This window comes from Blastococcus sp. HT6-30 (genome assembly GCF_039729015.1).
Lineage (GTDB): Bacteria > Actinomycetota > Actinomycetes > Mycobacteriales > Geodermatophilaceae > Blastococcus.
This window is the reverse complement of the sequence record NZ_CP155792.1, coordinates 1,944,555-1,962,554: the sequence shown is the minus strand read 5'-3', so window position 1 is coordinate 1,962,554 and position 18,000 is coordinate 1,944,555. Positions and strand designations below refer to the sequence as shown.

Here is an 18,000-nt window from a genome sequence, read left to right as displayed (position 1 = left end):
GCGCCCGTGAGCCGTCGCGCGTGCTGGTGGGCCCGGTCGTCGAGGACGACCGAGGCCCGCTGACGCGCGCTCGGATCGTCCCCCCGCCGGACGGTTCGAGGAGCTTCGCCTCGGGCGGCCGGTGGGCCGCATCCCGAGGAGAAGGACAGTGACGAGCACCGATGTGCCCGGCGTCGACCGCGACGTCCGGCCCATGACCAAGGCCGTGCTGAGCGACGAGGACCTGCCCACCCACTGGTACAACCTGGCCGCCGACCTGCCCGCGCCCATGCCGCCGTACCTGCACCCGGGCACCGGGCAGCCGCTCGAGGCGGCGGACATGGCTCCGCTGTTCCCCGCCGCGCTGATCGAGCAGGAGATGACCACCGAGCGGTTCGTCCCCATCCCCGAGCCGGTCCGCGAGGTGTACCGGCTGTGGCGGCCCTCACCGCTGTACCGGGCGCACCGCCTCGAGCGGGCGCTGGGTACGCCGGCGCGCATCTACTACAAGTACGAGGGGGTCAGCCCGGTCGGCAGCCACAAGCCGAACACCGCCGTCGCGCAGGCGTACTACAACGCCGCGGAAGGCGTCCGCCGGTTGACGACGGAGACCGGCGCCGGCCAGTGGGGCAGTGCCCTCTCCCTGGCCTGCACGATGTTCGGGCTGGAGTGCGAGGTGTGGCAGGTCCGGGCCTCCTACGACGGCAAGCCCTACCGCCGGATGCTCATGGAGACCTACGGCGGGGTGGTGCACTCCAGCCCGTCGGAGCTGACCGAGTCCGGGCGTGGCTTCCGGCAGCGCTTCCCCGACACCACCGGCAGCCTCGGCATGGCGGTCAGCGAGGCGGTGGAGTCGGCGGTGCCCGACCCCGAGGCCCGCTACGCGCTGGGCAGCGTGCTCAACCACGTGCTGCTGCACCAGACCGTCATCGGCGAGGAGGCCCTGCGCCAGCTCGGGATGTTCGGCGAGGAGCAGGCCGACCTCGTCTTCGGCTGTGCCGGGGGTGGGTCCAACCTCGCCGGGCTGGCCTTCCCCTTCCTCCGGGAGCGGCTCGCCGGCCGCACCGGAACCCGCGTGGTGGCGGTGGAACCCGCTGCGTGCCCGTCGCTGACGCAGGGCCGCTACGAGTACGACCACGGCGACGTGGCCGGGTTGACCCCGCTGATGAAGATGCACACCCTGGGCCGCGACTTCGTGCCCGACCCGATCCACGCCGGCGGCCTCCGATACCACGCCATGGCCCCGATGGTCAGCCACGCGGTCGAGCTCGGGCTGATCACCGCGCAGGCGGTCGAGCAGGCGGAGGCCTTCGACGCCGGAGTGCTCTTCGCCCGGACCGAGGGCCTGGTGCCGGCGCCGGAGTCGTGCCACGCGATCGCCGCGGCGGTCACCGAGGCGCGCCGCCGTGCGGGCACGGGGGAGGAGGGCGCCCTGGTGATCGGGCTCTCCGGCAACGGTCAGCTGGACCTGCCCGCCTACGCCGAGCACCTCACCGGGAGGCGCACCTCGGCAGCCGGCGACCAGCCGTTCTGACGGCGGCCGCCCGACCGGAGAGCGCGTGGCCTCCCACCGGCCGGGCGGCTCGGGCGGGTCATCCGTCCCCCGGGTAGGGCGGGGCGCTGTCGGCCACGACGGCGCCCCGTTCGCCCAGCGGCCGCTCCGGCCCCACCGTGGAGTCGCAGGTGGTCTGGCGCTCGGTCTCGGCGTTGATCGCGGCGCCGACGATGACGAGGAAGACGGTCGCCCAGAGCCACAGCATGCTGATCGCGACCCCGGCGAGGGACCCGTACGTCGCCCGGTAGCTCCCCAGCTGCTCCACATAGGCGAACAGTCCGAAGGTGACGGCCAGCCACAGCAGCGTCGCGATCGCCGAGCCGGTGGAGATCCACCGCCATCGGGCCTGCTTCCGGTCGGGGCCGAACCGGTACAGGATGGCGAGCACCACGGCCATGAGCAGCGCGAGGACTCCCCAGGTGAGCGCCGGTGCGCCGGCTCGGACCGGCCCCGGCGCTCCGGCGAGCCACCGCGAGACGGCACCCGATCCGGCGATCACCGCGCCGAGGAGGACGGCGCTGCCGAGCACGAGGAGGAGGGCGAGCCCGCCGCGGCGCAGGAAGCTGCGCGTCTCGGTCTCGTGGTAGGCCAGCGTCAGCCCGTCGACGAGGTAGGTCATGGCGGTCGTCGCGGTCCACAGCGCCACGACCAGCCCGGCCAGCCCGCGCCAGGTGAGCACCTGCGTCGAGGCGGTCGTGATGGTGGTGAGCTGGTCGGCCACCATCGGCTGCAGCTCGCTGGGCAGCATCTCGGTGACGTCCGAGAGCTGCGCCAGCGCCTGCTCCGGGGTGTGCACGGCCCCGTAGACGGAGATCGCCGTGACCAACACCGGCGCGATCGACAGGAGGGCGAAGAAGGCGACCCCGGCGCTCTGGACCATGAGCCGATCGCTGACCACGTGCCGGACGACGCGCCGGAGGACGGAGCGCCAGGCGTCGGCCGACAGGGCGCCGGGGGAGGTGGCGCCCTTGGACCGGGGACCGCACTCACCCGCGGAGGCCGGACCCTCACCGCCGTTCCCCCCGGCCGAGGTCATGGCTCATCACACCCGCGGCGCCGACCGACCGCAACACCGCTCGGCGCGGCCCGCGAGGCACGCCCGGAAGGGTCGGGCGTTGGCTCCGCCCACGCCGGCGGGCAGACTGCCCGTGTGATGGACGGGGCAGAGTCGACGACGGAGCCCGACACGGATCCGGAGACCGCGCTGCCCGGCCTCGACCGGGCCACCGACGACGGGCGCCCCGAGCAGGGGGCGCCGCTGCTGATCCCCGGTGAGACCTGCTGGCGGATCGAGCGGGCCACCCGGTTCGCGATCTTCGTCGACGCGGCCGACTACTTCGCCACCGTGAAACGGGCCGTGCTCCGCGCCCAGCGGCGGGTGCTGTTCATCGGCTGGGACTTCGACCCCCGGATCCAGCTCGACCCGCTGGACGGCGGTCCGCCGGAGGACGACCGGCTCGGCGCCGTGCTGGAACGGGCGGTGGAGCAGAACCCCCGGCTGGAGATCGGTGTCCTGCAGTGGGATCTGGGCATGCTGCGCGCGCTCGGGCGCGGCCTGGCGCCGATCGTGCTCCTCGACCGGCGCACTCCCGACCGGCTCACCTTCGCCGTGGACACCCACCACCCGGTCGGCGGAGCCCACCACCAGAAGATCGTGGTCATCGACGACTGCCTGGCCTTCGCCGGGGGCATCGACATCACCGCCGACCGCTGGGACACCTCCCAGCACGCCGACGGCAACCCGCACCGGCGCCGGCCGGCCAACGGTCGCGGCCCGGGCCGGCCCACCGGGCCGTGGCACGACGCGACCAGCATCATGACCGGGCCCGCCGCCCGCGCGGTCGCCGAGCTCGCCCGGGAACGGTGGGAGAGCGGCACCGGGGAACGGCTCGAGCCCCTGGACGAGGATCGGGCGTGCTGGCCCGAGGAGGTGGAACCCCTCCTCACCGACGTCGACGTCGCGATCTCCCGCACCCGGCCCGAGCACGCCGGAACGCCCCTGGTGCACGAGATCGAGCTGCTGTGGCTGGCGGTCGTCGCCGCGGCCCGCCGCGCGCTGTACGTGGAGAGCCAGTACTTCGCCAGCCGCCGGATCGCCGAGGCGATCGCGGAGCGGCTGCGCGAGCCCGACGGCCCCGATGTGGTCGTGGTCAACCCCTGGACCGCCGACGGCTGGCTCTCGGAGAAGGCGATGGGCACGGCCCGGGCCGCGATCCTGGAGGACCTCCGCGAGGCCGACGTCCACGACCGGTTCAGGCTCTACACGCCCGTGACGGAGCAGCGCGAGCACATCTACGTGCACGCCAAGGTGACCGTGGTCGACGACCGGCTGCTGCGCATCGGCTCCAGCAACGTGAACAACCGGTCGATGGGCCTGGACACCGAGTGCGACCTGGCGATCGAGGCGGCGGCGGGACGGCCGGGGGCCGACCGGCTCGCCGAGACCATCGTCGGCTTCCGGGACCGACTGCTGGCCGAGCACCTCGGCTGCACCCCGGACGAGGTCGCCGCCGCGGTCGCCCACACCGGGTCGCTCGTCCAGGGCATCGAGCGGCTGCGCCGGCCGACCGGCCGCTCGCTGATCCCCTTCGAGCCGCCCGAGCTCGGTCCGGCCGACCGGGCGCTCGCCGAGTCGGAGGTCATGGACCCGGAGAAGACGCCGAACCGGTGGCGCCGGATCGAGCGGTTCTTCGCCCGCCGCCGGAGGCCGCGGAACCGGGTGCGCTCCTGAGCCCGCGCGCGTGCTGCGCGACCACCCGCGCCGGCTCGTCATCGTCCCGTTTCGCCCAGCCCCCGAGGGGCACGACCGCACGGTGCGCGACAGGCCCTCGGTTCCACCCACGTACGTCGATGCCACCCGCCTGTGGGTCGACTCCCGGCCCCGGGCGTTCGTGCAGCGCCGCGGGGAGGCGGCCATCCTGCGGCGCCTCGGCGGGGAGGTGACCGGCGGCACCGTCCTCGAGCTGGGTACCGGGCGGCGGGGCACCGGCCTGCGGCTCGCCGTCGACGTCTTCGGCGCCGACCGTGCCGAGGGCATCGACCGGCATCCCGCCAGCGTGTCGGCGAGCCGGGCGGCCCTCGCCGACCTCGGCGGGCGGGTCGACGTGCGCGAGGGTGACGCCACCGCCCTTCCCGCGGCGGAGGCGTCCTACGACGCGGTCTTCGCCTACCACGTGCTGCACCACGCCGAGGCCTGGCGTGACGTGGTCCGCGAAGCGGCGCGGGTGCTGCGACCGGGCGGCCGGTTCTTCTCCTGCGAGATGACCGCGCGGTTCGTCGACAGCCGCCTGCTGCGCGCGGTCGCCTTCCACCCGGCCGACGCCGATCGGCCCACCCCGTCCGGACTGGCGGCGGCCTGCCAGGAGGCGGGGCTGACCGTGGCCGCCCAGGAGAACCGGCTCGCCGGTTGCTGGACGGCCCTCGTCGCGACCCGGACGTGACTCCGGCGGCGCAGCCCGCGCAGGTCGCTGCCCACGGTGTGGGCGGCGGTGCTGACGATGCCGGCGGCCGGGGCGGTGCGCCGGCACCGCCGGTGACCGTCGGCCCGGGGAACCCGGCCGTCGCGGATCCGGCTCTCCCTACCCCGGCCCCGGCCCCGGCACCGCAGTCGCCTCGTCGGGCCGGACGACGGAGAGCGTGACGCCGGCAGCCAGCCGGTAGGGATTGCTGGTCACCAGGCCACCGATCACCTTCCGGAGCCGGGAGATCTCGGCCCGGACGGTGACGCAGTGCTCCTCGTCGCCGAACAGGGCCGCGCTCAGCCGGGCGGCGCTCAGCCCCGGCCGGCCGGCGTGCCGCAGCAGGAGCAGGAGATCGGCGTGCCGCCGGGTCAGCGGGGTCACCCACGGTTCACCACGGGACCGGAGCCGGAGCACGGGCGCACCGGTCAGGTCCAGCTCGGCGACGACGTCGTCCGCGGCCTCGCGCGGCCGGACCAGCCAGCCCTCGCCGACCCGTTCCGGCGCGCACAGCCCGAGGCCGGGGACGGCGATCAACGTGCCGTCGCGCGGGACCGCGACCCGGTCGCGCGCCGCGATGCCCGACCGGTGGGCGACCCAGCCGTGGTCGTCGACCAGCAGCAGCGGGCCGGAGACCGTGGCCAGCAGGCCCCGGGCCGACCGGCGCAACCGCTCCAGCCGCTGCTCGTGGTGCCGCCACAGCTGGGACTCGGCCAGCCTGACGGCGGTGTCGACGAGCGCTCCGATGACCGGGTGCAGGGTCAGGGCGGGCCCGCTGACGTCGACGACTCCCAGCAGCTCGCCGCTGACGGGGTGGTGGATCGGGGCGGCGGTGCAGTACCAGGGGTGCTGCGCCTGCTCGAAGTGCTCGGCGGAGAACAGCTGCACCGGAGCCGCCTCGGCCAGCGCCGTCCCGATGGCGTTGGTGCCCGCCGTGCCCTCGGTCCACCGGGCGCCCTCGGTGAAGCCCAGGGCGTCGGCGCGCAGCCGCACCCGGGGCGATCCCTCCCGCCAGAGGATGACTCCGTCGGCGTCGGTGACGACCATGAGGAACGCCGAGGCGTCGGCGACGCTGCCGAGGACCTCCCGGAGCTCCCCGATCACCGGCAGCAGGGGTGAGCACCGGCGTCGCCGCTCCACCTCGGTGGGCAGCAGCGGCTCGCGGGCGTTCGTGCGGGACGGGTCGAGCCCCAGGCCGAGGACGCGCGACCACGAGCGGGCGACGACGCCGCGGGGACGCACGGGCGGACGGCCGCCCCCGATCACCGCGTCGTGCACCCGCACCAGCACCCGGGCGTGCTGCGACAGGTCGGTGCCGGGGGTGATCGCCGAGTAGCCGGTCACGTCCCACCTCCAGCTCGGGCCTCCCGCCCGGGCCGGCTGCGCGCAACACGCTGCAACGCTTCCGCCGAGGGCCTCCAGGCGCTGTGCTGCACATCACATCACGCCGACCGGTGTCCGCAGGAGGCAGCCCGCATGACCCAGACCCTCGACACGACCACGCAGGCCCCGGCGCAACGCGCGGAGCGCTGGCTCGCCGACTTCGACGAGGCGCTGACTGCCCGCGACGTCGCCCGCGCGGCGGGCATGTTCGCCGCCACCAGCTTCTGGCGCGACCTGATCGCCTTCAGCTGGAACATCACGACCGCCGAGGACCCGGCCGGGGTCACCGACCTGCTGACGGCGACGCTCGAGCGCACCGACCCGTCGTGCTTCGCGGTGTCGGAGCCGCCCGAGGAGGCCGACGGCGTCACCACCGCGTGGTTCACCTTCGAGACCGCCGTGGGGCGAGGCAAGGGGCTGGTGCGCCTGGTCGAGGAGGACGGCGTCCCGAAGGCGTGGACGTTCCTGACCACGATGCACGAGCTGAAGGGGCACGAGGAGCCGCGTGGTCCCCGTCGTCCTCCGGGTGCCGAGCACGGGATCCACCGCGGCCGGGAGACCTGGCTGGAGCGCCGCGAACGTGAGGCGGCCGAGCTGGGCGTCGCCACGCAGCCGTACGTGCTGGTCGTCGGTGGCGGGCAGGGCGGCATCGCGCTCGGCGCCCGGCTGCGCCAGCTCGGCGTCCCGAGCCTGGTGGTCGACAAGCACCCGCGACCGGGCGACCAGTGGCGGGGCCGGTACAAGTCGTTGTGCCTGCACGACCCCGTCTGGTACGACCACCTGCCCTACCTGCCGTTCCCGGACAACTGGCCGGTGTTCGCGCCCAAGGACAAGATCGGCGACTGGCTCGAGTCCTACACACGGGTGATGGAGATCCCGTACTGGTCGAGCACCGTGGCGCTGTCGGCGTCGTACTCGCCGGAGGCGGGGGAGTGGACCGTCGAGGTGGAGCGCGAGGGCAAGCCGCTGACCCTGCGACCGCGGCACGTCGTCCTCGCCACCGGGATGTCCGGCAAGCCCCACGTGCCGGTCATCCCCGGGCAGGACGTCTTCCGCGGCGACCAGCAGCACTCCTCCCAGCACCCCGGGCCCGACGCCTACGCCAGCAAGCGGGTGGTGGTGATCGGCAGCAACAACTCCGCGTTCGACATCTGCGGGGCCCTGTGGGAGCACGGCGTCGACGTCACGATGGTGCAGCGCTCCTCGACGCACATCGTCAAGAGCGACAGCCTCATGGAGATCGGCCTCGGTGCCCTCTACTCGGAGGAGGCCGTCGCCGCCGGGGTGGCCACGGAGAAGGCGGACCTGACGTTCGCCTCGCTGCCGTACCGGATCATGCACGAGTTCCAGATCCCGCTGTACGAGCAGATGCGGGAGCGCGACGCGGACTTCTACGACCGGCTGGAGAAGGCGGGCTTCTGGCTGGACTGGGGTGAGGACGGGTCCGGCCTGTTCATGAAGTACCTGCGCCGCGGCTCCGGCTACTACATCGACGTCGGTGCCGCGGAGCTGGTGGCCGACGGGCAGGTGCGCCTGGTGCACGGGCAGGTCGACCACCTGACCGAGGACGCCGTCGTCCTGGAGGACGGTACCGAGCTCCCGGCCGACCTGGTCGTCTACGCCACTGGCTACGGGTCGATGAACGGCTGGGCGGCGGACCTGATCAGCCAGGAGGTGGCGGACCGGGTCGGCAAGGTGTGGGGCCTGGGCTCGGACACCACCAAGGATCCGGGTCCGTGGGAGGGCGAGCAGCGCAACATGTGGAAGCCCACCCAGCAGGAGGCGCTGTGGTTCCACGGCGGCAACCTGCACCAGTCGCGGCACTACTCGCTCTACCTCGCCCTGCAGCTCAAGGCCCGGTACGAGGGGATCCCGACGCCGGTCCACGGCCTCCAGGAGGTGCACCACCTGCGGTGACCGCGGCGCCTGGCCACTCGCGGGCGTCAGGCCGTGCCGGGCGGCGCCGGCACCAGTCGGAGCGCGCCCGCCAGCGCGCCGTACAGCAGCGCCGGGCCGGTGTGCGCGAGCCGCCGGCCCGCAGCCGCCCGCGCCTGCCCGTGGCGGAGGGCCCGCCGTTCGGCGGCCACCACCCCGGCGACCGAGCAGGTCAGCACGGCGGCCAGTAACGCGAGGGCGACGACCTTCGCCCGGTGGTCAGCGCACGGAACGCCTGCGGGAGGGAGGTTGCGCTGCCCTCCTCCCGGGCCTCGCGCGCGGTGGCCCGCGCCGCCCGGGCGCCTGGGATGGCGGCTGCGACGGAGGCGGCGACGAGCCCGGCCTTCGCCCAGCCGCGGGCCCGGCGGGAGGGGATGAAGTCGGGGGTGGCGTAGTACAAGCCGGTCACCGCTCCGGTGACCGCCGCCTCGACTCCTCGGGAGGACGTCGGCCGGGTGGTCATGCGGCCATCCTGCCGCGCCCGGACGGGCGGACGGCATCTGTGCCTCCGGCCTGGCGTTCGACCCGCTGACCAGCAGTCGGGTGCGCCAGCTGCACGAATCGCCACGCGGATCGGGCAGCTCGTCGATCCGGACGGATGCCTGACCGGCACAGCTCCACCCGACCGGGCGTGACGCTGCCCCTGTCCCACGGCGGTGGCCCCGCTCTTCCCAGGGCACGGGGTGGCTGCACCCCCTGCACCGGTGTGCCCCGGCTCCCTGCCCAGGCCGAAGGCAATCCTGGTCGTCTCCGCGCGCTGGGAGTCCGCGCCGCTGCCGGTCAGCGCTCCCCGGCCCAGCGAGCTGGTCGAGGACGGGATCATCGGGGCGGCCGGCGGCCCGCCCGCCGTGACCCCGTGACCGTTCCGGCACCCAGGCCCGGGGCGGGACGGTCCGGAGGATCAGCTCGACTGCAGCAAGGTGTGCCGACTGAGGAACCCGGTCACGAGTCGCGCCAGGTCCTCGGGGCGCTCGATGTGCACGCCGTGGCTCGACCCGGGCCCGGTCAGCAGCTCGAACTGCGCGCCCGGGATGGCGTCGGCCACGGCCTTCGCCTGCCAGGGTGGGGTGAGGAGATCCTGCTCGCCCACGATCACCAGGGTGGGGGCGGTGATGTCGCCGAGGCGGTCGAGGGTGTCGTGCGCCAGGTCGGCGTCCCACTGCTCGACCGTCACCTGCATCTGCTCGTCCGTCTGCGGGAACGCCGGCAGCATCGGCTCCAGCATCGCCGCGAAGTCCGGGTGGTCGAGCAGCTGCGGCGAGAAGGCCAGCCCGGCGGTGGCCAGCGCCGTCTCCATGTCGCGGTGGACGTAGGGGTACCGCAGAGCCGACAGGACGGAACGCTGGAAACCGTCGCACCGCCCCCAGCTGGCGTACATGACCGCGGTGGCGACCTGTTCCGGGTGCGCGAGCGCCAGCTCCTGCAGGACGGCGGAGCCGAGCGACCACCCCATGACGTGCGCCCGGGGGACGTCGAGGGCGGTGAGCAGCGCCGAGGCGTCCTCGGCCAGGGACCCCACGGAGATCGCGCCGTCGCCGCGCTCGCTCCCGCCGAGCCCGCGGTTGTCGAAGGCGATCACCCGGTACTGCTCGGCCAGCCGCGGGATCATCTCGACCCACAGCGGGATCGATCCCGACGTTCCCATGATCAGCAGCAGAGGATCACCCTCCCCGGTGATCTCGTAGTTCAGGGTGACCCCGGTCCGGACGGGCGTCTGCGGCATGGTGGCTCCTCACTGAGCGACTGGGCCCCCCGGGCACGGCGCCCGGCGGGGAGGTTCGGGGGATGGGGGACCGGCGTCAGCGGTAGACGAGCGACCCGTCGTCGAGGTCGGCCTTCGGCAGGATCTCCATCTCGGCCGCGTGCTCCAGCATGTGGGTCCAGGGCTCGCGGTCGCCCTGCTTGAACAGCACGTGCTGCGAGCGCATGACGTAGCCGGCGTTGAAGTCCTCCGGGTCCGACCACGGGCGCAGTTGCATGCCGGCGTCCTCGTCGCGCAGCGTCGGGACGACCATGGTCGCGTCCTCGAGCTCCATCTTCTCCATCAACCGGATCACGAGGTCGCTGACCAGGTCGACGCGCAGCGTCCAGCTGTGCCGGAAGTAGCCGAACATGTAGGCCATGTTGGGGATGCCGCTGATCATCACGCCGCGCCACGTGACGCGTTCGGGGAAGTCCACCGCCTCGCCGTCCACGGTGAACGCGACGTCGCCGAGGACCGACAGGTTGAACCCCGTGGCGGTGACGACGACGTCGGCCTCGAGCTCCTCACCGGAGCTGACCCGGATGCCCTTCTCGGTGAAGGTGTCGATGGTGTCGGTGACGATCGAGGCCTTCCCCTCCCGGAGCGCCGCGAACAGGTCGCCGTCGGGGACGAATGCGATCCGCTGCTGCCACGGGCGGTAGCGCGGGGTGAAGTGCTTCTCGACGTCGAAGCCCTCCGGGAGCAGCGGCTTCATCGACTCCATGAGGAACGTGTGCAGCTCGTCGGGCGCCTCGTGCGCCAGCCTCGCCAGCTCGTTGAGCTGGGCGGTGTAGGCGCGACGCATGATCTCGTGGGTCCACTCCTCCGGGATGTCCAGCTGGCGCAGCGTCACCGCGAGCTCGTGGGTCAGCGGCGGGGCGAAGAAGTACGACGGGGACCGCTGCAGCATGGTCACGTGGTCCGCCTGCTGCGCGATCGCGGGGATCAGTGTCGCGGCGGTGGAACCGGAGCCGATGACGACGACGCGCTTACCGCTGAGATCCAGGTCGTCGGGCCACTGCTGCGGGTGCACGACCAGGCCCTCGAACCGGTCCATGCCCTCCCAGCGCGGCTGGTAGGGCTCGGTGTGGTTGTAGTAGCCCTGGCACATCCACAGAAAGCCCGTGGTGAACTGCAGTTCCTCCCCGGTGTCCAAGCGGGTGACCTGCACCGTCCACCGGCGGTCCTCGCTCGACCAGCTGGCCGCGGTCACCCGGTGCAGGTAGCGGATGTGCGTGGCGAGGTCGTCCTCGGCGATGACCTCGTCCAGATAGTTCAGGATCTCCTCGCCCGCTGCGATGGAGGGACCTCGCCAGGGCTTGAAGCGGTAGCCGTAGGTGAACAGGTCGCTGTCGGAGCGCACGCCCGGGTACCGGTGCGTCCACCAGGTGCCGCCGCGGGCATCCTGCGCGTCCAGGAGCACGAAGGACCGCTCCGGGAAGCGCTCCTGCAGGTGGTGCGCGGCCCCGATGCCGGAGACCCCGGCCCCCACGATGAGGACGTCGACGTGTTCCGGCGGGGACGCGGCGCCGTGCCGCTCCGGGGCGGTTCGCTGTTCGGTCGCGGTCATGGATCGACCTCCACTGCGGAGCTGTGACGTGAGCCACAGACGTTACCCACGTGCCGGCGTCTGCGGAGTGATTCCGGCGCGAGCGTGGTGCAGGGCTCGGTGACTGCGGCACCCACCCACGTCGGTACGGGGGGGCGTCGGTCTCCCCTCGGCCGACGGGCTCGTCGTGCAGGGCAGCACGCTCGTCGCCGTCCCCGACTTCCTGCGCGTCCTCACCTACCTGCCGCTGGACGGCGGCGACACGGCGGCCGAGCCGATCGCCGAGGTGCCCACCGACCCCGATCGCGTGCGCACCACCGCGGACGTCGCCCGCGGGCGGCTGCTCCTGGTGGAGAGCCAGTTCGACGAGGACCCGCCGTCGCGGAGCTCGGAGGTGGTCGTCCTGCGGTTCGGTCCCTGGCGCCTCGGTCCAACGCGCCGGTCGATCTCGTATCGTCCTCCGGCATGCGCCCTGCGGCAGCGGTCGACTCGGTCCGTAGCTGGGTGATGGTCGCCGCCGGGTTCGCGGGCATGTTCGTCACGTTCGGGATCGCCTACTCGTTCGGCGCGTTCCTCGGTCCCATGGCGGAGGAGTTCGGCTCCGGTCGCGGCACGACGTCGGCCTTCTTCGCCCTGACCTCGCTCACGTACTTCGGCCTGGGTGCGCTCAGCGGCGTCGCGGTGGACCGCTACGGCCCCCGGCGGGTGCTGCTGGTCGGCGCCGTCGCCCTCGGTGCCGGGCTCGCCGCGACGTCGGTGGCCGGGGAGCTGTGGATCGGCCTGCTCACCTACGGCTTGGGGGTCGGCATCGGGGTGGGCTGCGCCTACGTGCCGATGGTGGCCGTCGTCAGCGGGTGGTTCGAGCAGCGCCGCACCTTCGCCGTCGGGGTGGCGGTGACGGGCATCGGCCTGGGCACGCTCGCCGTGGCCCCGCTGGCGGCCGCGCTGATCGGTGAGCTGGGGTGGCGCAGCACCCACCTCGTTCTGGGCCTGACCGGCGCGCTGGTGCTCGTGCTCTGTGCCGTGGTCGTCGAGCGCCCACCGGTGGAGGGCGGCCCCGCGGCGCTGACGCTGCGCGAGGCCGTGCGCAACCGCGACTACCGGAGGCTGTACCTGGCGTCGGGCCTCCTGTCCGTCGCCCTGTTCGTGCCTTTCGTGCACCTGCCCGGGTACGCCGCGCAGCAGGGCGCCGACCGGGTCGCGGCGGCGGCCCTGGTCGGGGTGATCGGCGCGGCGAGCATCGCGGGCCGGCTGCTGCTCGGACTGGTGGCGGGGCGGACCGGTGCGTTGCGGGCCTTCCAGGGGTGCTTCCTGACCATGGGCCTTAGCTTCGCGCTGTGGGGCGTGGGGGGCGGCTACGGGATGCTGCTCGCCTTCGCGGTCGTGCTCGGCGTCGGCTACGGCGGCTTCGTGGCCATCGGTCCCGCCGTCGTCGCCGAGCGCTTCGGCACCACCCGCCTGGGTGGGCTGCTGGGGGTGCTCTACACGAGCGCCGGGCTCGGCTCGGCCCTGGGCGCTCCGCTCGCCGGTACGGCCGTGGACGCCTCGGGGTCCTACACACCGGTCGTCGCCGGATGCCTGGTCCTGGGGCTGGCGGCCTACCTGACGGTGCTCAGCGTCGGCCGGGCCTGAGCACCGGGGGCCGCCGCGACCCGTGACCCGATCCGGCTCCGCATGCGCGGAAGGCTGACGGGGAGTGCGGTCCGGGGGCAGAATCGGCTTCCGCCCCGAGAGTGCGGACCGGCCAGGCACTCGTGTCCAGCGAGCGGGTGGCGGAGTACCGCATCGACCCCTATCCCGGCTGGACCGATGTCCGCGACCCCGCCTCCCTTCCAACGCGAGATCCGTTCGGCCCGCTTTCCCCACGGGCTGCCGGACCGCTGCGACGACACGGTCGTCGAGGCCTTCGACGACGCCTGGCTGCTGCTGGAGCGGACGCGGAGCGGGTACCGGGTTCTCGGCGTGGCAGAGGACTACCCGTCGGCGCGCGCATGGCTGGTCGCCGCCGAGGACGCGACGCGGTCCTGATCCGCAGGTTCCGGTCCCCAGCAGGTCAGGACCGTCGGTCACTGCACGCCCGGTGTGACCCCGACGCGTACCACCCGGGCGGGATGGCGGAGCCGGGCACGGGGATCGCCGTTGAGCTCGCCGCGGCGACGGGGGCAGGGCGGCCGTCATCCCGCTGCCCGACGTGAGTGCGTCCACGTCGACGGCGGCCTGTTCCGACGCCGTCCGCCCCGGCGGGACAGACCCGTGCCGTCCCAGACGCGACGAGGCCATCACCGCCCCGGCTCCGCCGCGGCGGCCGACGCCTGCCAGGACCTCGTCGCCAACCGAAGGAGAGCTGACACGGACCGCAGTACCGCACGCGCCCGTTTCGCCGCCCAGGTCGCCGCCGGCCGACCGATCATCGGCGGCGGAGCCGGGACCGGGATCTCGGCGAAGTCCGGGAGGCCGGCGGCATCGACCTGCTGATCATGTACAACTCGGGGCGGTTCCGGATGGCCGGCCGCGGCTCGCTGGCCGGGCTGATGGCCTACGGCGACGCCAACGCCATCGTCGTGGACATGGCCAGCGAGGTGCTGCCCATCGTCCAGGACACCCCAGTCCTGGCCGGCGTCAACGGCACCGATCCGTTTCGGCTGATGGGGCCGTTCCTCGACGACCTCAAGCGCCTCGGGTTCACCGGCGTCCAGAACTTCCCGACCGTGGGCCTCATCGACGGCGTCTTCCGGGCCAACCTCGAGGAGACCGGCATGGGTTTCGGCCTGGAGGTCGACATGATCCGCCTCGCCAACGAGAAGGACTTGTTCACCGCGCCGTACGTGTTCGACGAGGACCAGGCCCGCAGCATGGCCGCCGCCGGGCCGACATCCTCGTTCCGCACCTGGGCTTGACCACGAAGGGCTCGATCGGCGCGGCCACCGCACTCACCCTGGACGAGTCCGTCGCACGGGTGCAGGCGATGGCCGACGCGGCCAAGCGGGTCAACCCGGACATCCTGTGCCTCTGCCACGGCGGCCGCATCGCCGAGCCCGACGACGCGCCTACGTCCTGCAGCGCACCGAGGGCGTGGTCGGCTTCTTCGGTGCATCCTCGATTGAACGGCTGCCCACCGAGATCGCCATCCGTACCCAGACCGAGGCGTTCAAGGCCATCGACATCGCCCGCTGACCCTCGCCGTCCCGAGGTGGGAGCTCTCGCTCGGTGTCGGCAGGCGACGAGCGACCTCTCGATGCGAGGGGTGTTTCGCCGGGCTTTGGCGCGTTGCTTGCCGCAGTCCGACCGGCCGGCCCGGTGAGTGCCGGGCGCTCGGAGGCGCTGCGACGACGTGCTGCAGAGCGGGCGTCGTCGGGTGGCGGCTGGCAGTGTGGAGGGCATGACCACTCCGTCTCCCGTCGTCGTGGTGACCGGTGCGAACGGCTTGGTGGGCACCGCGGTGTGCCGGGCGCTGGTCGAGCGGTCGGCGCGGGTGCGCGCCGTCGTCCGCCGCGAGGGCAGCGCGCCCGCCTTCGACGGGGTCACCGAGCACGTCGGGGACTTCGCCGACGAGGGCTTCGCCCGCGAGGTGAGCCGGGGCGCCGACGCGGTGGTCACGACGGTGCATCCGATGGGCTCGCCCCGGGAGGTGCAGCACCGGGTGGCCGTGGAGGGCACGCCGGTCCTCGCCCGGGCTGCCCGGGACGCCGGTGTCGCCCGGCTGGTGCACGTCTCCACGGCCGGGGTCTACGACCGCTCGGCCGGCGTCGGGGACGTGGCCGAGGACGGTGCTCTCCTGCCCGAGGGGAGCGGGGACTACCCCGACACCAAGAACGCCACCGACGCCGCCCTGGCAGAGGTCGGCGGGCTCACGACCGTGCTGGTGCGCCCGCCGGCGATCATGGGAGCCGGCGAGACGTCGGTCTGGAACGCGCTGCGACCGCAGCAGATCCGCGACGGGGATCGCCGGGCAAACCCGGCGCAGACCTGGCCCTGGGTGCACGTCGAGGACCTGGCGGACCTGATCGCGGACCTCGCCACGGGCGCCGTTCCGGCCGGCGACGACGCGGCGCGAGGCCCTGTGGCCGGTGGCACGACTGCGGTCATCGTCGCGGGCGAGCCGGCGACGTGGCGGGACTACCTGGGCACGGTGACCGAGGCGTTGGGCGTCGAGCCGGAGTGGACCGACGAGCCGGCCTGGACGGGGCAGTTGCGCACCGACCGCGCGCGCGGGTGGGGCTGGGCGCCGCGAGTCAGCCTCGCGCAGGCGATGGACGAGCTGCGGCGAGGCCTGACGACGCGTTCGTGACACAGGTGGTCTCGTGTGTCAGGGTGACCGGCCGCCGGCGACCGCCCAGGTCACCTCCGCCCAGGTCACCTCCGCCCTGCGCACACCCTCCCGACGAGCAGAACCGGCAGCGAGGGGAGCTTTTCGCGGGCAATGTCTCAGCGCCGCGACCGCCACGACGCCTTCACCCGGGAGTCGATGGCGCCCGACATCCGGTCGTGGTAGACGTCCCCGATCGTGCAGAAGTGGCTCGCCCTCGGCGCTCGACCTCGCCGCGGCCGGACCATCCCACCCGACGAGTCAACTGGACTCGGGGCAGTCCCGACCGGGGCGTGCACGTGTCCGAGGGGCGGCTCGCTCCCTACGCTCGGGTCCGGCGTCAGCTGATCGCCGCACTCCAGCCCGTCGCGGGGAGCCGACCGCCGTGGTCACCGGGTGACGATGGGCCTCAGGGGACGAACGGGTCACCGGCTGCCGCCGCTGATCCGCCGCGACGTCCTGCGGCTGAGCCGTTGCCCGGCTGGTGAGCTCCCCGCACTGCGCGGGCGCTCCAGTCCGGACGGGTCAGCGGGACCCGGTCGTCTCCGGGAAGTCCTGGCTTGATCGCCAGGACCTGGTTCACGCCGACCCGGCGGCCCTCGAACGCCAGCGCCGATCCTGCCAGGTAGAGCCGCCACACCCGGGCCCGGCCGGGGGAGGAGAGCCGGACGGCGTCGTCCCATCCGCGCTCGAGGTTGTTCACCCAGGCCCGGCAGGTGAGCGCGTAGTGCCGGCGGAGCGCCTCGACGTCGCAGACCTCGAGACCCGCCTCCTCCAGCACCCGCACGTGGGTGGCCAGCGGCTGCAGCTCTCCGTCGGGAAAGACGTAGCGAGTGAGGAACGAGCCGGGATCCGGGCGGTCCGGCCCGGCTGCCGGGCCGCGCGCGATCGCGTGGTTGAGCAGCCGGCCACCGGGGCGCAGCAGCGCGTGGAGTTGTGCGGCGTAGGCCGGCAACTGGGCGAGGCCCACGTGCTCGGCCATCCCGATCGAGGCGATCGCGTCGAAGGGCCCGTCCACGACCTCCCGGTAGTCCTGCTGCCGGACCTCGACGCTCTCGGAGAGGCCTGCCTCGGCCACGCGGCGGGTGGCCAGCTCGGCCTGGGCGGCGGAGATGGTCACCCCGGTCACCGACACCCCGTACCGGGCGGCGGCGTGCAGGGCCAGCGAGCCCCAGCCGCACCCGACGTCGAGCAGCCGCATCCCGGGTTGCAGGTCCAACTTGCGGCAGACGAGGTCGAGTTTGGCCTCTTGCGCCTGCTCCAGCGTCGCCGTCGGCTCGGGGAAGTAGGCGCAGCTGTACACGAGTGAGGGCCCCAGCAGGAGCCGGTAGAAGTCGTTCCCGATGTCGTAGTGGTGGCTGATGGCGCTCCGGTCCCGCCCGAGCGAGTGCCGGATCCCGCGCAGCCGAGCCTCTTCGGGCGGCGGCGCAGGGGGCGGGCCGAGCACCCCCAGTCGCAGGAGCGGGCCGGCCAGCCGGGCGAGGGCCGCCCGGTCCAGGCGTAGCTCCGGGCGGGCCGGCAGCCGATCCGGAAAGCTCAGCGCCGCGTAGACGTCCCCCTCGATGTCGAGATCCCCGCTGACGTAGGCGCGGGCGAGCCCCAGCTCCCCGGGCGCGTAGACCAACCGGCGCAGGGCGCGCGGGTGGCGCACGACCAGAGTCGGGGCCCCCTGGACGACGGACTCCGAGCCGTCCCAGCACCGCACCGACAGCGGAATCGGCGCCCCCAGCAGCAGCCGTCCCAGCTCGTCCACCAACTCGGCAGCCCCGCGCGAAGAGGAAACCATGCCCAACCCTTGCACAGCGATGCCGGAGCTCGTCCGCACCGTTCGCCAGCACGCGGCGCCATCGGCTGTGCGGTGGAGCTAGGTGAGCAGGCCTAGATCGCGGGCCCGCTGCACCGCCACGAGCCGGTCCCCGACGCCGAGCGTGCGGTACACGCGCCCCAGGTGCTCGTGCACGGTTCGTGGTGAGGAGCCCAGCCGCCGGGCGATCGACGCGGCGGTCAGGCCCGGCCCCAGCGGTTGCAGGACGGCGACCTCCCGGCCGGTCAGGCCGAGATCCCGCCCGCCGAGGTCCACCTCGGTGTCCG

Annotated in this window: 19 protein-coding genes and 1 pseudogene; 12 read left to right on the top strand and 8 right to left on the bottom strand. The window is 73.6% G+C overall.

Features of this window, described 5'->3' with window-relative positions:
* Nucleotides 1-148: 148 nt before the first annotated feature.
* Entirely contained in the window at nt 149-1,513 is a 1,365-nt protein-coding gene (locus ABC795_RS09470) for a TrpB-like pyridoxal phosphate-dependent enzyme (protein ID WP_347056928.1), read from the top strand.
* A 58-nt stretch (nt 1,514-1,571) separates the two neighbouring features.
* Here ABC795_RS09470 and ABC795_RS09465 read toward each other — a convergent pair whose 3' ends face one another.
* Nucleotides 1,572-2,570, bottom strand: a complete 999-nt coding sequence (locus tag ABC795_RS09465; RefSeq protein WP_347056927.1) for a YihY/virulence factor BrkB family protein — start codon at nt 2,568-2,570, stop codon at nt 1,572-1,574.
* Between the two features lie 117 nt (nt 2,571-2,687).
* On the opposite strand from ABC795_RS09465, the gene ABC795_RS09460 reads away from it, so the two are divergent.
* Nucleotides 2,688-4,265, top strand: coding sequence for a phospholipase D-like domain-containing protein (locus tag ABC795_RS09460; protein WP_347060703.1), 1,578 nt, complete (start codon nt 2,688-2,690; stop codon nt 4,263-4,265).
* An 82-nt stretch (nt 4,266-4,347) separates the two neighbouring features.
* Nucleotides 4,348-4,974 carry a class I SAM-dependent methyltransferase gene (locus ABC795_RS09455; RefSeq protein ID WP_347056926.1) on the top strand — a complete coding sequence of 209 codons (627 nt, stop codon included), beginning with the start codon at nt 4,348-4,350 and terminating at the stop codon, nt 4,972-4,974.
* A 138-nt stretch (nt 4,975-5,112) separates the two neighbouring features.
* Here the strand turns inward: ABC795_RS09455 and ABC795_RS09450 are convergent, their stop codons facing one another.
* Nucleotides 5,113-6,336, bottom strand: a complete 1,224-nt coding sequence (locus ABC795_RS09450) for a transcriptional regulator (protein ID WP_347056925.1) — start codon at nt 6,334-6,336, stop codon at nt 5,113-5,115.
* A 132-nt stretch (nt 6,337-6,468) separates the two neighbouring features.
* Here ABC795_RS09450 and ABC795_RS09445 point away from each other — a divergent pair, with 132 nt between their 5' ends.
* A complete protein-coding gene (locus ABC795_RS09445) occupies nt 6,469-8,292 on the top strand; it encodes an NAD(P)/FAD-dependent oxidoreductase (protein WP_347056924.1) in 1,824 nt (607 codons plus the stop codon).
* 26 nt (nt 8,293-8,318) lie between these two features.
* Here the strand turns inward: ABC795_RS09445 and ABC795_RS09440 are convergent, their stop codons facing one another.
* Both ABC795_RS09440 and ABC795_RS09435 read right to left on the bottom strand, forming a co-directional pair.
* Nucleotides 8,319-8,489, bottom strand: a complete 171-nt coding sequence (locus ABC795_RS09440) for a hypothetical protein (protein ID WP_347056923.1) — start codon at nt 8,487-8,489, stop codon at nt 8,319-8,321.
* Nucleotides 8,483-8,773 (bottom strand): hypothetical protein, encoded by a 291-nt coding sequence (locus tag ABC795_RS09435; protein WP_347056922.1) that lies wholly within the window; start codon nt 8,771-8,773, stop codon nt 8,483-8,485. The genes ABC795_RS09440 and ABC795_RS09435 overlap by 7 nt, the downstream gene beginning before the upstream one ends.
* A gap of 220 nt (nt 8,774-8,993) precedes the next feature.
* Here ABC795_RS09435 and ABC795_RS09430 point away from each other — a divergent pair, with 220 nt between their 5' ends.
* Nucleotides 8,994-9,170 (top strand): hypothetical protein, encoded by a 177-nt coding sequence (locus tag ABC795_RS09430; RefSeq protein WP_347056921.1) that lies wholly within the window; start codon nt 8,994-8,996, stop codon nt 9,168-9,170.
* 41 nt (nt 9,171-9,211) lie between these two features.
* Here the strand turns inward: ABC795_RS09430 and ABC795_RS09425 are convergent, their stop codons facing one another.
* Nucleotides 9,212-10,033 (bottom strand): alpha/beta fold hydrolase, encoded by an 822-nt coding sequence (locus ABC795_RS09425; protein WP_347056920.1) that lies wholly within the window; start codon nt 10,031-10,033, stop codon nt 9,212-9,214.
* A gap of 76 nt (nt 10,034-10,109) precedes the next feature.
* A complete protein-coding gene (locus ABC795_RS09420) occupies nt 10,110-11,624 on the bottom strand; it encodes an NAD(P)/FAD-dependent oxidoreductase (RefSeq protein ID WP_347056919.1) in 1,515 nt (504 codons plus the stop codon).
* Nucleotides 11,625-11,790: 166 nt separating this feature from the next.
* Here ABC795_RS09420 and ABC795_RS09415 point away from each other — a divergent pair, with 166 nt between their 5' ends.
* The 7 genes and pseudogenes from ABC795_RS09415 (at nt 11,791) to ABC795_RS09385 (ending at nt 15,891) form a co-directional block, all read left to right on the top strand.
* Nucleotides 11,791-12,111, top strand: coding sequence for a hypothetical protein (locus ABC795_RS09415; RefSeq protein WP_347056918.1), 321 nt, complete (start codon nt 11,791-11,793; stop codon nt 12,109-12,111).
* Complete coding sequence (locus tag ABC795_RS09410; RefSeq protein ID WP_347056917.1) at nt 12,069-13,235, top strand: MFS transporter; 1,167 nt, start codon at nt 12,069-12,071, stop codon at nt 13,233-13,235. Before ABC795_RS09415 ends, ABC795_RS09410 begins: the two co-directional genes overlap by 43 nt.
* Before the next feature lie 177 nt (nt 13,236-13,412).
* Nucleotides 13,413-13,631 (top strand): hypothetical protein, encoded by a 219-nt coding sequence (locus ABC795_RS09405; protein WP_347056916.1) that lies wholly within the window; start codon nt 13,413-13,415, stop codon nt 13,629-13,631.
* A gap of 449 nt (nt 13,632-14,080) precedes the next feature.
* The gene (locus ABC795_RS09400) at nt 14,081-14,500 is read left to right on the top strand and encodes a phosphoenolpyruvate hydrolase family protein (RefSeq protein ID WP_347056915.1); all 420 of its coding nucleotides are present in this window, start codon (nt 14,081-14,083) and stop codon (nt 14,498-14,500) included.
* Nucleotides 14,497-14,601, top strand: a pseudogene (locus tag ABC795_RS09395) (hypothetical protein); the annotation flags it as partial. The gene ABC795_RS09400 and the pseudogene ABC795_RS09395, both read left to right, overlap by 4 nt.
* Nucleotides 14,602-14,606: 5 nt before the next feature.
* A complete protein-coding gene (locus ABC795_RS09390) occupies nt 14,607-14,777 on the top strand; it encodes a phosphoenolpyruvate hydrolase family protein (RefSeq protein ID WP_347056914.1) in 171 nt (56 codons plus the stop codon).
* A gap of 205 nt (nt 14,778-14,982) precedes the next feature.
* Nucleotides 14,983-15,891 (top strand): NAD(P)-dependent oxidoreductase, encoded by a 909-nt coding sequence (locus tag ABC795_RS09385; protein ID WP_347056913.1) that lies wholly within the window; start codon nt 14,983-14,985, stop codon nt 15,889-15,891.
* 427 nt (nt 15,892-16,318) lie between these two features.
* Here ABC795_RS09385 and ABC795_RS09380 read toward each other — a convergent pair whose 3' ends face one another.
* Together ABC795_RS09380 and ABC795_RS09375 are read right to left on the bottom strand one after the other, a co-directional pair.
* Nucleotides 16,319-17,695 (bottom strand): cyclopropane-fatty-acyl-phospholipid synthase family protein, encoded by a 1,377-nt coding sequence (locus ABC795_RS09380; protein ID WP_347056912.1) that lies wholly within the window; start codon nt 17,693-17,695, stop codon nt 16,319-16,321.
* A 78-nt stretch (nt 17,696-17,773) separates the two neighbouring features.
* Nucleotides 17,774-17,989, bottom strand: coding sequence for a helix-turn-helix transcriptional regulator (locus ABC795_RS09375; RefSeq protein WP_347056911.1), 216 nt, complete (start codon nt 17,987-17,989; stop codon nt 17,774-17,776).
* Nucleotides 17,990-18,000: the final 11 nt, after the last annotated feature.